At 70.3% G+C, this 14,075-nt stretch carries 9 protein-coding genes and 1 pseudogene; 2 read left to right on the forward strand and 8 right to left on the reverse strand.

The genetic code is table 11. From position 1 onward, the window contains the following. Positions 1-12: 12 nt before the first annotated feature. Positions 13-930: pseudogene (gene ispH / locus KAK03_RS07510) on the forward strand (4-hydroxy-3-methylbut-2-enyl diphosphate reductase); the annotation flags it as partial. Between the two features lie 83 nt (positions 931-1,013). Here the strand turns inward: ispH and bchJ are convergent. The 8 genes from bchJ to KAK03_RS07545 all read right to left on the reverse strand — a co-directional run bounded on the left by bchJ (position 1,014) and on the right by KAK03_RS07545 (position 12,602). Beyond that, positions 1,014-1,610: a bacteriochlorophyll 4-vinyl reductase gene (gene bchJ / locus KAK03_RS24905; RefSeq protein WP_310738503.1), complete on the reverse strand. Its 597-nt coding sequence runs from the start codon at positions 1,608-1,610 to the stop codon at positions 1,014-1,016. Further along, the gene (gene bchE / locus KAK03_RS07515) at positions 1,607-3,241 is read right to left on the reverse strand and encodes a magnesium-protoporphyrin IX monomethyl ester anaerobic oxidative cyclase (RefSeq protein ID WP_210852935.1); all 1,635 of its coding nucleotides are present in this window, start codon (positions 3,239-3,241) and stop codon (positions 1,607-1,609) included. The genes bchJ and bchE overlap by 4 nt, the downstream gene beginning before the upstream one ends. Before the next feature lie 192 nt (positions 3,242-3,433). Continuing rightward, entirely contained in the window at positions 3,434-4,963 is a 1,530-nt protein-coding gene (locus KAK03_RS07520) for a tryptophan halogenase family protein (RefSeq protein WP_210852937.1), read from the reverse strand. Continuing rightward, complete coding sequence (locus KAK03_RS07525; RefSeq protein WP_210852939.1) at positions 4,960-5,967, reverse strand: cupin-like domain-containing protein; 1,008 nt, start codon at positions 5,965-5,967, stop codon at positions 4,960-4,962. The genes KAK03_RS07520 and KAK03_RS07525 overlap by 4 nt, the downstream gene beginning before the upstream one ends. Before the next feature lie 6 nt (positions 5,968-5,973). Beyond that, positions 5,974-6,693, reverse strand: coding sequence for a SapC family protein (locus KAK03_RS07530; RefSeq protein ID WP_210852941.1), 720 nt, complete (start codon positions 6,691-6,693; stop codon positions 5,974-5,976). Continuing rightward, positions 6,690-8,225: a tryptophan halogenase family protein gene (locus KAK03_RS07535; protein ID WP_210852942.1), complete on the reverse strand. Its 1,536-nt coding sequence runs from the start codon at positions 8,223-8,225 to the stop codon at positions 6,690-6,692. The genes KAK03_RS07530 and KAK03_RS07535 overlap by 4 nt, the downstream gene beginning before the upstream one ends. A gap of 177 nt (positions 8,226-8,402) precedes the next feature. Beyond that, the gene (locus tag KAK03_RS07540) at positions 8,403-11,363 is read right to left on the reverse strand and encodes a TonB-dependent receptor (RefSeq protein ID WP_210852944.1); all 2,961 of its coding nucleotides are present in this window, start codon (positions 11,361-11,363) and stop codon (positions 8,403-8,405) included. 192 nt (positions 11,364-11,555) lie between these two features. Next, positions 11,556-12,602, reverse strand: a complete 1,047-nt coding sequence (locus KAK03_RS07545) for a LacI family DNA-binding transcriptional regulator (RefSeq protein WP_210852946.1) — start codon at positions 12,600-12,602, stop codon at positions 11,556-11,558. 175 nt (positions 12,603-12,777) lie between these two features. Here KAK03_RS07545 and KAK03_RS07550 point away from each other — a divergent pair, with 175 nt between their 5' ends. Next, positions 12,778-14,073: an extracellular solute-binding protein gene (locus KAK03_RS07550; RefSeq protein ID WP_210852948.1), complete on the forward strand. Its 1,296-nt coding sequence runs from the start codon at positions 12,778-12,780 to the stop codon at positions 14,071-14,073. The last annotated feature ends 2 nt before the right edge of the window (positions 14,074-14,075 follow it).

The following is a 14,075-nucleotide window of genomic DNA, read 5'->3' on the forward strand; positions in this document are numbered from 1 at the left end:
GCCACGCCGCCGCTGGAGATCCTGCTGGCCCAGCCGCGCGGCTTCTGTGCCGGCGTGGAGCGGGCCATCGACAGCGTCGAGCGGGCGCTGGCGCGCTTCGGCGCGCCGCTGCATGTGTTCCACGAGATCGTGCACAACCGCCAGGTGGTCGAGGACCTGCGCCGCCGCGGCGTCGTCTTCGTCGATGACGTGGCCCAGGTGCCGCGCGGCGAGGTGCTGGTCTTCAGCGCCCACGGCGTGGCCGATGCGGTGCTGGAGGCCGCCCAGGCGCGCGGCCTGCGCGTGATCGACGCCACCTGTCCGCTGGTCAGCAAGGTGCACCAGCAGGTGCGCCAGTACAGCGCCGACGGCCGCCGGGTGATCCTGATCGGCCAGGTCGGCCACGACGAGGTCGAGGGCACGCGCGGCGTGGCCGCCGCCGAGCCGCTGGCCGTGGTGGGCAGCGCCGCCGACATCGCCGCACTGGACTGGCCGGGCGACACCCGCGCCGCCTATGTCACGCAGACCACGCTGTCGATCGACGACACCGCCGGCCTGATCGATGTGCTGCGCCAGCGCTGGCCCGACCTGCAGGGACCCAACACCTCGGACATCTGCTACGCCTCACAGAACCGCCAGTTCGCGGTGCGTGCGCTGGCGCGCCAGGTGGACGCGGTGCTGGTGGTGGGGGCGCGCCACAGCGCCAACGCCGCCCGGCTGCGCGAGGTGGCCGAGCAGGCCGGCGTGCGCGCCTGGCTGATCGAGGAGGCGAACGAGCTGGACCCGGCCTGGCTGGCGGGTGTGCGCCAGGTGGGCATCACCGCCGCCGCGTCCACCCCACCCGCCCTGGTCGACGCGCTGTGCGATCGCCTGGTGGCGCTGGGCGCATCGGCGCCGCGCGCGCTGCCGGGCGAGGTCGAGCGGGTGCGCTTTCGCCTGCCCGCCGGCCTGGACACCCCGGCGCTGCCGGAGCAGCCCTGCGCGCCGCCGCGCCTGCACCCGGGACCGCCGGCGGTGATGAGCGCGCTGGGCGCTCACCAGTCCAGCTCGAACTCGCAGGCCGGCGCACCCATCGCCGCGCAGGCCACCTCCTGCACCCTGGAGGCGGGCGACACCAGCGCCTGGAACAGGCGCTCGAAGGTGGCGGCGAAGTAGTCGCACAGGGGCTCGTCGGCCTGCACGCCGCGGCTGGTGGCGCTGCCCTGCAGCCGCAGCTGCACCCGACCGGGCCGCAGCAGCTGCGCGCTGAACTGGCCGCTGCCGCAGAAGGTCCAGGCGTGGCGGCGGATGGCCACCAGCAGCACGCGCGCCGACCAGGTGGCCGGCAGGCGCGGCAGCAGCCAGCGCATGGGCCGCGGAATGCGGTGGGCCAGCAGATAGTCCCCCGTGGCCAGCCCGGCCGCGCGGCCAATGCCCCGGGCCTCGGCCACCGAGCCGTGCTCGCGCAGCACGCGGTGCAGCGCCTGCACCTGGGCCTCGTCGACCATGGTCTGCGGCGGCGTGTCGGCGTAGGCGGCCAGGCCGGCCTGGGCCAGCACGGCGCGGCAGGCCGCCTCGCCGGGGCCGGCGCGCAGCACCGCCATCACCTGCAGGATCGCGTTGGGGCCGATGCGGCCGACCGCCGCGCTCACGGCGTGGCCGCGGGTCCGTCGGCCACCTCGCTCATGCGCGACAAGGCCTCGGCGGCGATCGCCTCGCCCTCGCGCCGGCGCATCGCGATCTTCGGGCCGTGCATCGTCACCCAGCCTTCGTCGGCCGCGGCGATGGCGGCGGCATCGGGCCGCGCATGGACCCGCTCGCCGGCAAAGCCGAAGTCGACCTTGCCCTTGCTCTGCGGGCCCCAGTAGCCCACCCGGCCCAGGTCGTAGAAGCTGCGCTGGAAGCCGCTCTTGGCAAAGGCCTTGAGACAGCCCATCAGGTAGCGCCGCCGCGTGCGGTCCTTGGTCCAGGGGTACTGGAAGAAGGCCTTGTTCATGAAGAAGCGGCGGTAGTTGTGCATCACCCGGTCGAGCAGCTCGGCGCGGTCCATCGCGTCGGGCTTCATGATCGGCGTGACGAAGTTGTACTTCTCGAAATCGAACACCTCCACCTTGTCGCCCAGCTCCTGGAACAGGTCCGAGAAGGGCCAGGGCGTGTACATCGCCCAGTTGGCCATGTCGGGGTTCCAGTCGCGCGCCATCTGGTAGGTCTCCTCCAGGGTCTCGGCGGTCTCGTTCTCCAGGCCCACGATGAACTGCGCCTCGGTGACGATGCCGGCCTCGCGCAGCAGCGCGATCGCCTTCTTGTTCTGCGCGACCGTGGTCTCCTTGTGGAAGCGGTCCAGCTTGAGCTGCGCCGCCGCCTCGGTGCCCAGGCTCACATGCACCAGACCGGCACGGCGGAACAGCGGCAGCAGGGCCTCGTCGCGCAGGATGTCGGTGACGCGGGTGTTGATGCCCCACAGCACGCCCAGGTCGCGGCGGATCAGCTCCTCGCAAAAGGCGATGAACTTCTTGCGGTGGATCGTCGGCTCCTCGTCGGCCAGGATGAAGAAGCCCACCTGGTGCTCGCGCACCAGGGTCTCGATCTCGTCGACCACCTTGATCGGGTCGCGCACCCGGTAGTCGCGCCAGAACTTCCACTGGCTGCAGAAGCTGCAGGTGAAGGGACAGCCGCGGGCGAAGTTGGGAATCGCCACCCGCACGCCCATCGGGATGTAGATGTATTGGTCCCACTCCAGCACGCCCCAGTCGGGCGCCACCCGGTCCAGGTCCTGGATCGGCGGCTCGGCCGGCGTGGCCACCACCTGCCCGTCCTGCCGGTAGGCGATGCCGTGCACCACACCTGGCCCCTCTGAACGCCAGCGGCCGTCGTCGACCGCGCGCACCAGGTTCAGGAAGACCTGCTCACCCTCGCCGCGCACGATGGCGTCGATCCACGGTGCCTCCTGCAGCACCTGCGGGTACATGAAGGTGCCGTGGATGCCGCCCAGCACGGTCACAGCCTGCGGCAGCGCCTCCTTGGCCATCCTCAGCAGCGCCTCGGCCTTGTAGATGGCCGGCGTGATCGCGGTGCAGCCGATGATGTCGGGCTGCAGCGCCAGCAGCCGCTCGCGCACCTGCTCGTCGCTGAGGTGGTGCGTCATCGCATCGATGAAGCACAGGTCGGTGTAGCCGGCGTGCTTGAGGTAGCCGGCCAGGTAGGCCACCCAGGCCGGCGGCCAGTTGCCGGCGATCTCGGCGCCACCGGAGTGGTAGTTGGGGTGGATCAGGACGATGCGCATACAGACCTCCACCGCGGGACACGCGGATGGAGATCAGCCTAGCGAGGCGGGAGGCGCCAGGGTTGAGGTGGGGCAAGCTTGGGGCGCAAAGTGTCCAGACATTGGTACATACACCCATGTCTCGCCACCTTGACAACGGTGGAAGACCGGCGCCGGGCCCGCCGGTGGCCGCTCAGGCGAGCGCCGCCGGCCTCAGGCGGCCGGCGCCGGGTCGCGGAAGGGCGCGCACAGCTGCTGCACATAGGCCTGGTGCGCCGGCAGGCCGGCCACGATGCGCTGCACCCGCACGCGGATGTCCTCCAGGAAGCGCTGGAGCTCGTCGGGCCCCATCAGGTCGGCCACCGGGTGGTAGCGGCCAGGCATCAGGCCCTGGCCCATCATCACCTGGATCCAGGAGTTCTCGGCGAACAGCTCGTCGCTGGGCCGGAACACGCGCGCCGTCTCGCGGAACAGCTCGATCCGGTGGCGCAGCGTGGGCGGCAGCGTCATCTCGCGGACATGCCGCCACAGCGCCGAATCGGTGCGCTGATTGACGTGGTAGTGCAGCACGATGAAGTCGCGGATGTGCTCCAGGTCGCGCCGCGACTGCAGGTTGAACTCGTCCACATCCGCCTGCTGGATGCCGCCCGACGGGAACAGCTGCATCAGGCGGATCGCGTGGCGCTGGATCAGGTGGATGCTGGTGGACTCCAGCGGCTCGACGAAGCCGCCCGCCAGGCCCACGGCGACGCAGTTGCGCTCCCAGACCTTGTCGCGCTGACCCGGCAGGAAGCGCAGGATGCGCGGCTGGATCAGCACATCGCCCTCGACGTGGCGCTTGAGCACCTCCGGGGCATCGGCATCGCTCAGCTCTTTGCTGCTGTAGACCAGACCGTTGCCGACGCGGTGCTGCAGCGGGATGCGCCACTGCCAGCCGAAGGGGTGGGCGATCGAGCGGGTGTAGGGCCAGGCCTCGCGCACCGAACTGGTCTGGACCGCCACGGCGCGGTCGCAGGGCAGCCAGTAGGACCAGTCCTCGTAGCCCACGCCCAGCGTCTCGCCCAGCAGCAGCGAGCGAAAGCCGGTGCAGTCGATGAAGAGGTCACCCTCGATGCGGCTGCCGTCCATCATCTGCAGCGCCGCGATGTCGCCGGCGCGTGCGGTGGCGGTGTCGGTCTCGTGCTGCAGCACGCGGGCGATCCTGCCTTCGATGCGCTGCACGCCGTAGCCCTCGCTGAGGCCGCGCAGGAAGCGCGCATAGCGGCCCGCATCCAGGTGGTAGGCGTAGTTCAGCGCGTTGTTGGGCACATGGGCGAAGCGGTTGGCGTGGGCCGCCATCGTCTCGGGGTTGTAGTCGGTGTAGGGCCGCGCCAGACCCTGCGCCCGGCCCTTCAGCCAGAAGTGCTGGAAGCCGGCGCTCCAGTGGTCGTTGCCGGTGCTGCCGAAGGAGTGGAAGTAGTGCTCGCCGATGGCCTTCCAGCCCTCGAACTGGATGCCCAGCTTGAAGGTGGCGTTGGTGGCGGCCATGAACTCGGCCTCGTTCAGACCCAGCAGGTTGTGGAAGGTGTGCAGCGCCGGGATCGTGGCTTCGCCCACGCCGACGGTGCCGATCTCCTCGGACTCGACCAGCCTGATCTCCAGCCGCTTGCCCAGCAGCTTGCTCATCAGCGCGGCCGTCATCCAGCCGGCGGTGCCGCCGCCAGCGATCACGACGCGGTGGAAGGCGTTCGGGGAGGTGTTCATCGCTTGAGTTGGTTCAGGAGTTGGGTGCGCGCCTGGCGCGCGACGGCCTCGTCGATCGGGCCCAGCAGGCCGCGGGCCGCGGCAGGGATGTGGGCCCAGGTGCTGTCGTCGGCGCCCCAGATGAAGTGCTGGAAGTGGTGCTGCCAGATGCGCCGGTCGCGCTCGGGCAGGTCGCGCAGCGTCAGCAGCGCCAGGCGCAGCGCCGTCAGGGGCGAGTCGATGTACTCGGGGGTTTCGCGCCACCAGGCGTTGATCAGCAGATTGACCGGCGCCAGGCCCTCGACGTGGTGGAACCACATGCTGGGGATGAAGAGGGCATCGCCCGGGTCCATCTCGACCACCTCGGCGGCCTCCCAGGCCTGGGCGAAGCGCGGAAAGCGCTCCAGGTCGGGGCGGGCGAAGTCGACCAGGCTGATGGGCTGGCCGGCCGGGGTGGGATCGAGCGGCCCCAGGTACAGGTTGTGCAGTTGCTCGGGCGGGAACAGCGTGAAGCGGCGCCGGCCGGCGGCCACGACCGCCAGGTTGTCCGGCAGGTCGTAGTGGGCGGCGATGCGGGTGCGGTTGCCCAGCCAGAGGCTGACCAGCGCGTCACGCGCGCCCAGCGCCATCACGTTGGCGTCCAGGAAGCCCGGCAGCACCGCCTCCACCGTCGTCGAGCCCACATACAGCGCGGGGGGTTCCGGCGTGGCGGTCAGGTGCAGCAGGCCGGTCAGCACCTGGTCCAGCGTGGTCGCGTGGCGGCTGAAGTTGAAGCCCTGCAGGGTGTCGTCGGCGTAGAAGACGCGGCCCCGGGCCTCGGGCGCCAGCTGGAACAGGCCGATGTGCACGCCGTTGTAGAGCCGCATCAGGTAGTGCGCCAGCGCCACGTCGGACTGGCGCGCCGCCTGCACCACCGGCCAGTGGGCGAAAGCGCCGCGCACGACATAGGGCCGCGCCGCGGTCAGCAGCGCATCGGGCAGCGCGCGGGGGTCGATGGGACCCTGCCAGAGCGGGACCTCGCGCATGGCCTGTCAGCGGCGCACCGCACGCACTGCACGCTCGGCCAGCACGGGCAGCTGCGCCAGCGAGGCGATCTGCATGTAGCAGGGCAGCAGGTAGCCGGCCTGCGACAGCGCCTCCAGCGCGGCACCGGGCAGCGTCGTCAGCCGCTCCTCGTTGATGGTGAACAGGCCGGTCAAGCGGCTGTGTTCGCCGCCGGGTGTCTCCAGGTCAAGCACCAGCGGTTCGAGCAGCTGATGCTGGGTCAGCGCCTCGATGAAGTACGGCAGCTGCTGGGCGTGCGCGTGCAGGCTTTCCATCAGCTTGACCATGTGGTCGAGGTAGTCGCTGAAGCCGCCATGGGGCATGAACAGCGCGGTCCCCACCTCGCCCTCGTCGGCCCGCACGATGCGCGGGCTGTCCAGGTCGATGTGCAGTTGCAGCGTGTCGTCCGGGGCACGGCCGATCAGGAAGGGGTCGCGCTGCACCGCCATCGGCACGGCCGTGGCGTCCCAGCCGCGCTCCGTCAGGAAGAGGTTCTGCCCGTCCTCCAGACCGAACAGCGCGATCGGCTGGAAGCCGCCGTCCCCGTCGATGAGCTGGAAGACGATGGGGAAATGCGCCTGCAGGCGGCGGAACTCGGCCGGCAGCGCCAGCGCCGAGTTGCGGGCATCGCCCATCGCCGCCGCGTGCCCGGTGTGCACGCGCAGGTGGCGGTGGGTGATGTTGTCGAGCATCGCGGGGCGGGTCATGCGGCGGTCTTCACAAGGTGGTCGATCAGGCTGCGATGGCCGGGCAGGCCGGAGACGAAGCGGCGCGTCTGGCGCGCGGCCTCGTCGAAGCAGGCCAGGGCGCTCTGCAGTTTGGCAGCCGAGGGGGGCTGCGGGACAGGGCGAAAACCCATGCCGTACAGCACGTACTGGTAGCTGGCCGCCGGGAAGACCTCGTCGATGCGGCCGAAGTCGTGCCGCGCCGGCGCGCGCAGGCGCCACATCGGCAGCAGCTCGCGCAGCCGCCCGGGCCAGGTGGCGGCGTCGCGGTGGGCACGCCAGTAGGCGGTGTCATCGCGCTCGCTGAGCGCGTAATGCAGTTTCAGGAAGTCGATCACCCGCGCCCAGCGGTAGCCGAAGTCGTCGTTGAACCGGGCGGCCACCGCGTCCATGCTGGCGCGCGACATCGGCAGCTCGTCGCACAGGCGCTGGGCCGACAGCTCGACCAAGGCCAGCGCCGAGGCCTCCAGCGGCTCGATGAAGCCGCTGGCCAGGCCGATGGCCACGCAGTTGCGCACCCAGAACCGCTGGCGGTAGCCCGGGTCGTAGCGGATGACGCGCGGCGCCGGGCGCTCGCGCGGGGCGCCGGTGGCGTCCAGGTAGGCCTGCAGCGCCGCCTGGGCCTCGTCCTCGCTGGCGTGGGCGCGCGCGAACACGCAGCCCACACCGCGCCGCGACGGCAGGCCGATGTCCCAGATCCAGCCCTTGGCCCAGGCGGTGGCGATGGTGCAGGTGGCCAGCGGCTGGTCGGCGCTGGCGTACGGCACCTGCACCGGCATCGCGGCGTCGTTGAACAGCACCTCGCGCTCGCTCTTCAACGGCACACCGAAGTGCTGCCCGATCAGGCGCGAGGCGAGGCCGGAGCAGTCGATGAACAGGTCCGCCGCCAGCTCGCCGTGGCCGCGCGTGCGCAGCGCGGCGATGTCGCCGTTGTCGGCCGACAGCACCGCGTCGACGTGGTCCACCACATGCCGCACGCCCAGCCGCTGCACGGCGTGCTCGCGCAGCAGCTGGCCGAACAGGCCCGCATCGAAGTGGTAGGCGTAGTTGGCCACCGCGCCGAACTCGGGCGTCTGCAGCTGCTTGGGGGCGCGACCGGTCTCGCACAGCTGGACCGAGGGGCTGACCAGATCAGCGAAGGGGCGCGCCGGATCGGTGGCCAGCCAGGCCTGCACCAGGTCGGCATCGCCGTGGCCGACCGGCAGCATGAACGGGTGGTAGTAGCGGTCGCCGTCGGTGCCTGCGCCGCCGCGCTGCCAGCCGTCGAAGCGCGAGCCCTGCTTGAGCGCGACCTGGCAGCGCCGGATGAAGTCCGACTCCGACAGGCCGATGCGCCGCAGGGTGTCGCGCATCGACGGCCAGGTGCCTTCGCCGACGCCGATGACGGGCACGTCGTCGGATTCGACCAGCGTGATCCGCAGGTCGGGGTGCTCGGCGGCCAGCAGGCCGGCCACCAGCCAGCCGGCGGAGCCGCCACCCAGCACCAGCACCGTGCGCAATCGGTCGTTCAGCATCTCGTCCTCGCCCACTCGCCCTGGCCGGACGCGGCCGGCGCCCAGCATCCGCGGATTGTTCCCGAGCGCCGCGGTGGCTTCCCGGCTGCGCCCCCTGGCCCTGAGACAAACAGGGTCGGACGAGTCCGACCCTGCTTCAGGCCACCGGGCCGGCCCGGGCGCCGGCGATCAGGGCGCTCAGAACTTGTAGCGCGCCCCGATCGTGTAGCGACGACCCAGCTGCGTGACCGAGCCCAGCTGGTTCTCGTTGCGCATGTGGGTGCGCACGTAGGCGTCGGTCAGGTTGATCGCCTCGAACTGCAGGCGCAGGTTCTTGATCGGGCTGTAGCCCACGCTCAGGTCGAACTGGCCGTAGGGCTCGACATACAGCGGCTGGGCCCCTTCGGCGCCACCGAAGTTGGCGACCAGGAACTGACCCCGCCAGTTGTAGGCCAGGCGGACGCTGGCCTCGTCGTTCTCGTAGAAGCCCACCAGGTTGCCCGAGTCGCCCATGCCGGTCAGCACATCGGTCTGCGCCCCCACCTTGTTGTTGTCATAGGTGCGGTCGGACTTCACCTTGGTGAAGTTGGCCGACAGGCCGAAGCCCGACTTGCCGAACATGTGCTGCGCGTTCAGCTCGATGCCGTTGATCGTGCTCTTGCGCGCGCTGTTCTGGAAGGTGCTGAGGTTGAAGCTGATCAGCGGGTCGCCAGGCTGGCCGGTGATGATCTTGTTGACCGCATCGACCCCCGGACTGCCGGCCAGGTTGGCGAAGATCCACTGGCGGATGCAGCCCGAGTCGCTGGCCGCGCAGCCGCCCTGCGCGATGGCCTGGCGGTAGTAGGCGCCGCCGATCGGGGTGGTCAGGCCGGGGATGGTCTGCGGCGTGACCACGCCTTCGTTGTAGTCCTTGATGCGCTTGTTGAACAGGCTGACCGCCGCGTAGCTGCTGCGGGCGTAGTAGTACTCGAACGCGAGGTCCAGGTTCATCGACTGCAGCGGCTTCAGGCTGGGGTTGCCCACCGAGCCGGTGCCCCCACCGATGCGCGCCAGTCCGTCGAGCGTGCGGCCGCCCTGAATCGCGGACCAGCCCGGACGACCGATGGTCTTGCCATAGCTCAGGCGCAGCTTGGAGTCCGTGGTCAGGTCGGCGCTGAGGTCGATCGAGGGCAGCGCGTAGCTGTAACTGCCCGAGCGCTGGCCCGAGGTGGTGCCGTTGAAGGTGATCGGCAACTCGTTGTCGGCCACCCAGCTGACCACGGTCGGCACCGACTCGACGCTGGGCGAGGTGACCTTGGTGCGCTCGTAGCGCAGGCCCGCGGCAACGTCGATCGGCACGATCCAGTCGAAGCCGCGGTTGTACTGGACGAACAGCGCGTCGGACTTTTCCGTCGTGCGGTAGTCGTCCTTGAAGTTGAACGAGGCCTTGAGTAGCGCGTCCGAGCCCAGCGCCTTGATCGCGGCGTTGCGCACGTCGTCGAAGTTGAAGGCGAAGAACTGGTTGTACAGCCGCGGGTCGTTCGAGCCCGGGATGCTGCTGAAGTACTTGCCGATGGAGTCGGCGCGCCAGATGTTGTCCGGCATCGCGGCCGGGCCACCCGCGGCGCCGTCGCCCCAGGAGTCGCGCTGCACATTGGCGAAGGCCGAGCGGTTCTTCACCTGGGTCAGCGACACCCCGAAGTCGAGGCTGCTGTCGCCGTCGATCTTCCACTTGCCCTTGGCCTGGAACTGGTCGATCTCGTTCTTCTGGTAGCTGTTGCCGAACACCGAGCCCTGCAGCTGCTGCAGCGCGGGATTGAGGGCGCCGCCCTTGATGTTCAGCACCGGGAACTTGTTGCTGAAGTCGACGTAGGTGTCGCCGCGGTTCATCGACGCCGTGCCGATCACGACGTTGGTGCCCAGCGGGTCATCGGCGCCCGAGGTCGCGGTGGAGTGGTGGACGTCGAAGTCGAAGTTCAGCGCGTTGCTGGCCTTCCACTTCAGGTTCAGGCCGATCTGCTCGTTCTTGACCTTGGTCTGGGTGCGCGAGGTGCCCATGGCCACGTCGGAGTTGGTCATGGTCTCGCCGTAGATGATCGGCGACGAGGGCGAGCCGGTCTGGTATTCACCGAACTGGCCACCGTAGTTGAACCAGGCCGAGATGTCATTGCGGCGCTGGCGGAACTTCTGTTCCGACATGACGAAGTCCAGCGTGGCGACCATGTCCTGCGTCGGCTTGACCTGCACCACCGCCTGGCCGTTGATGCGCTCGCGGTGCACGCTGGTGAACGAGTAGTTCATGTTCTGCGGCACGCTGTAGATCGAGTCCGCGGTGGGGCGGTTCTTGATCGCGCCCCACGAGGCCGGCGGCAGGCCGCCCCACTGGGCGTTGCCGCCGCCCCAGTCGTTGTCCACCTTGCCGTCGAAGGACTTCCAGCCACTGGTCACGCCGGCCTGGTTGTAGCCGGAGTCGCGCACCTGGTAGGTGCCCATCAGCGCGATGCCGAAGGTGCCGTCGGCCGACTGCGTGCTGTAGATGCCGCTGAGCTCGGGGGTGGCCCGCTTGCCCTGGATCTCGTTGGGCAGGTTGCTGGCGGTGGTGTCGTTGACCAGCTTCACGCCCAGCGAGGCGATGGTGTCCTTGATGTCGAACGGGCGCTGGGTGCGCACGTTGACGGTGGCGCCCATGCCGCCGGTGGGGCTGCTGGCGCGGCTGGTCTTGTAGACCTCCAGCGCTGCCACGCCGTCGGAAGCCAGGTTGGAGAAGTCGAAGGAGCGCGAGCTGGGCGCGCCGCCGTCAAAACTGGAGCCCGGCATCTGCCGGCCGTTGAGCAGCACCAGGTTGAAGTCGGGGCCCATGCCGCGCACCGAGATGCGCGTGCCTTCGCCGTTGCTGCGCTCGATCGAGACGCCGCTGATGCGGCTCAGCGACTCGGCCAGGTTGGTGTCGGGGAACTTGCCGATGTCCTCGGCGACGATGCCGTCCACCAGACCCGCTGCGCCGCGCTTGAGCTCGACCGAGGTCTCCAGGCTCTTGCGGATGCCGGTGACCTCGATCTTCTGGGGTTCAGGGTCGTTGGCAGCAGGCGCCTGCTGCGCCCGCGCAGCCGCGCCGGCGAACAGCAGACCCACGGCGCTTGCCACGCAGGTGCGGCGGGCCAATTGGTGGCGTCGGTGCATCGTGATGTCTCCAGTGTTGTTGAAGTGGGCTGTCCGGCTTTGCGCCGAGGAGTTCTGAAAGCGGTTTCAAACAGCGTAAGGATGAACCATCTGCAAGCGCTTTCAAATTAGGCAACACCCTAGGTCCTGTGCTGCGTTGGCGAGAATGCGACGCTGTGCCGAAGGTCGCCGGTCGCTGGTCGCGGGTGACGCTCAGCGCGCCAGGCGCCGGGTGCTGTCGCGCACCACCAGCTCCGGGGCCGGCAGCTGGACCTGGGGGGGCCGTCCCGCCAACTGGTCGAGCACGGCCTTGGCGGCCTGGTGCCCCATGTCCAGCATCGACTGGCGCACGGTGGTCAGCGGCGGCATCGCATAGCGCGCCAGGACGACGTCGTCGAAGCCCACGAGGGACACGTCGTCCGGCACCCGCAGGCCATGGCGGCGCAGGCCATGGGCGGCGCCGATGGCCATCTGGTCGTTGCAGCTGAAGACGGCGCTGAACGACTGTCCGCGGGCCAGCAGGTGGGTGATGGCCAGCAGCCCCCCGCCCTCGGTGTAGTCGCCCTGCGTCAGCAGCGCCGGGTCCGCCGCGAGACCGGCGGCAGCCAGCGCGTCGAGGTAGCCCTGGTAGCGGTCAGCGGCATCGTCGTGCACCGGGTCGCCCATCACGAAGGCGATGCGGCGGTGCCCCTGCGCCAGCAGGTGCTCGGTCGCCAGGCGCGCGCCCTTGCGGTTGTCGAAGCTGAAGCTGAAGGCCTGCGGCCCCTGCACCTGGCGGCCCATCACCACCAGCGGCAGGCCGGCGGCCTCCTGCAGCAGGTCGGCCGCCGACAGCCGCCCGGCGAACACGATCAGGCCGTCGACGCGGCGGGCCAGCAGGGTCTGCAGGGCCTTGCGCTCGTCGACATCCCGCCAGTGGCCGCTGACGATCAGCGGCACATAGCCGGCCTGCTCCAGCTGCTCCTCGATCCCCAGCAGCGCCTCGCCGTAGAACGGGCTGCTGATGATCTGCGTGACCACGCCGATGCTCATCGTGCGGCCGCCAGCCAGGCCACGCGCCACCGGGTTCGGGCGGAAGCCCAGTTCCTGGATCGCGGCCTCGACCGCGGCTTTCTTGGCCGGGCTGACCACCGCCGTGCCATTCAGGATGCGCGAGACGGTGCTGGGGGACACCCCGGCATGCGCGGCCACCTGCTCCAGCGTGACCGTCTGGCCAGGGACAACTGAATGCGTTTTCTTCGGCGGTTTCGGGGAACTCAAGGCGATGCGTCCGCGCAGCGGTGCCGTCCAAAGCACTGAAGTGTAGGCTCGCCCCGCCGCGTGCCAGGCCCCGCGCAAACCTAGGGTTTCCGCGGTCGACGCGGGTCGAGCGCCGCGCCGAGAATGACTGAAAGCGCTTTCATCTTGAGCGTGACCACTGACGCCTCCCCGTTTGATGCACCCCGTTCACCGCTCGCGCCGACGCTGGCTGACCCAGGGCCTGGGCCTGGCCGTCGGCTGGCCGCTGGCGGGGGCCCCGGTGCAGGCCGCGGCCGCCGGCAAGCTGGTCGTGGCGGCGTATCCGCTGGTGGACCAGATCGTCAAGGAGGCCCTGCCGGCCTGGCAGGCCCACCATCCGGGTGTCGAGGTGGAGGTCATCAGCCGCCAGTACGACGACCACCACACGGCGATGACGACCGCGCTGTCCACGGCCGGGGGCGGATCGCGCCACCTGCCGGACGTGATGGCCCTGGAAGCCAGCTACTTGGGTCGATTCGCGATGGGCGCGGGACTGCTGCCGCTGTCCGCGGCGCCGTACGACGGTGAGGCCCTGAAGCCGCGCTTCGTCAGCTTCGCCTTCGAGCAGGCGCGCAACCGCGACGGCGCGCTGGTGGCGCTGCCCACCGACATCGGCCCGGGCTGCCTGTTCTACCGCCAGGACATCCTGGCCAAGGCCGGCGTGGGCATCGACGAACTCACCCGCAGCTGGGACGACTACGTCCGCGCCGGCGAGCGCATCAAGGCCCGCACCGGCGCCTACCTGATGGCCCATGCGCGCTACCTGAAGGACATCGTCGCGCTGACGGGCGCCCCGCCCGGCCAGAGCGTCTACTTCGACCAGCAGGGCCAGCCCCGGGTGGACGGCCCGATCTTCCGGCGCGCGTTCGAGCTGGCGCGCGAGATGCGCCGCGCCAAGCTCGATGCCGTCGTCGACACCTGGCAGAACGACTGGGCCGAACACCTGCGCCGCGGCCGCATCGCCACCGAACTGTCGGGCGCCTGGATGGCCGGCCAGATGGCCAACTGGGTCGCGCCGCAGACCCAGGGCCTGTGGCGCAGCAGCCCGCTGCCCGAGGGCGTGTTCATCGGTTACGGCGGCACCTACTACGCCCTGCCGCGGCGCGCCGACCCGGCCCGCCGCGACCTGGCCTGGTCGCTGGTGCAGATGCTGACCATGGACCGCGCGCTGCAGCTGCGGGCCTTCAAGAGCCAGGACGCCTTCCCGGCCCTGCTCGACGCCCAGGACGACCCCTTCTTCGACCAGCCCGTGCCCTTCCTGGGCGGCCAGCTGGCGCGCCAGCAGTGGCGCGACGCGGCGCGCCGCATCCCGCCGCGCCCGCTGCACCGCCAGCACAAGTTCGCCGAGGAGGTGGTCAATGGCGAACTGGACAACGTGCTGATCTACGGCAAGCCCGTGGCCCAGGCCCTGGCCGATGCCCAGGCCCTGTTGCGCCACCGTGCCCAGCGCTGACC

Source organism: Ideonella alba (assembly GCF_018069845.1).
Lineage (GTDB): Bacteria > Pseudomonadota > Gammaproteobacteria > Burkholderiales > Burkholderiaceae_C > Ideonella > Ideonella alba.

Bases quoted from the DNA above. Each gene is read 5' to 3' on its own strand.
- KAK03_RS07535 (WP_210852942.1), bottom strand. From the start codon at position 8,225: ATGCTGAACGACCGATTGCGCACGGTGCTGGTGCTGGGTGGCGGCTCC.
- KAK03_RS07520 (WP_210852937.1), bottom strand. From the start codon at position 4,963: ATGAACACCTCCCCGAACGCCTTCCACCGCGTCGTGATCGCTGGCGGC.
- KAK03_RS07540 (WP_210852944.1), bottom strand. From the start codon at position 11,363: ATGCACCGACGCCACCAATTGGCCCGCCGCACCTGCGTGGCAAGCGCC.
- bchE (WP_210852935.1), bottom strand. From the start codon at position 3,241: ATGCGCATCGTCCTGATCCACCCCAACTACCACTCCGGTGGCGCCGAG.
- KAK03_RS07525 (WP_210852939.1), bottom strand. From the start codon at position 5,967: ATGCGCGAGGTCCCGCTCTGGCAGGGTCCCATCGACCCCCGCGCGCTG.
- KAK03_RS07550 (WP_210852948.1), top strand. From the start codon at position 12,778: ATGCACCCCGTTCACCGCTCGCGCCGACGCTGGCTGACCCAGGGCCTG.
- KAK03_RS07530 (WP_210852941.1), bottom strand. From the start codon at position 6,693: ATGACCCGCCCCGCGATGCTCGACAACATCACCCACCGCCACCTGCGC.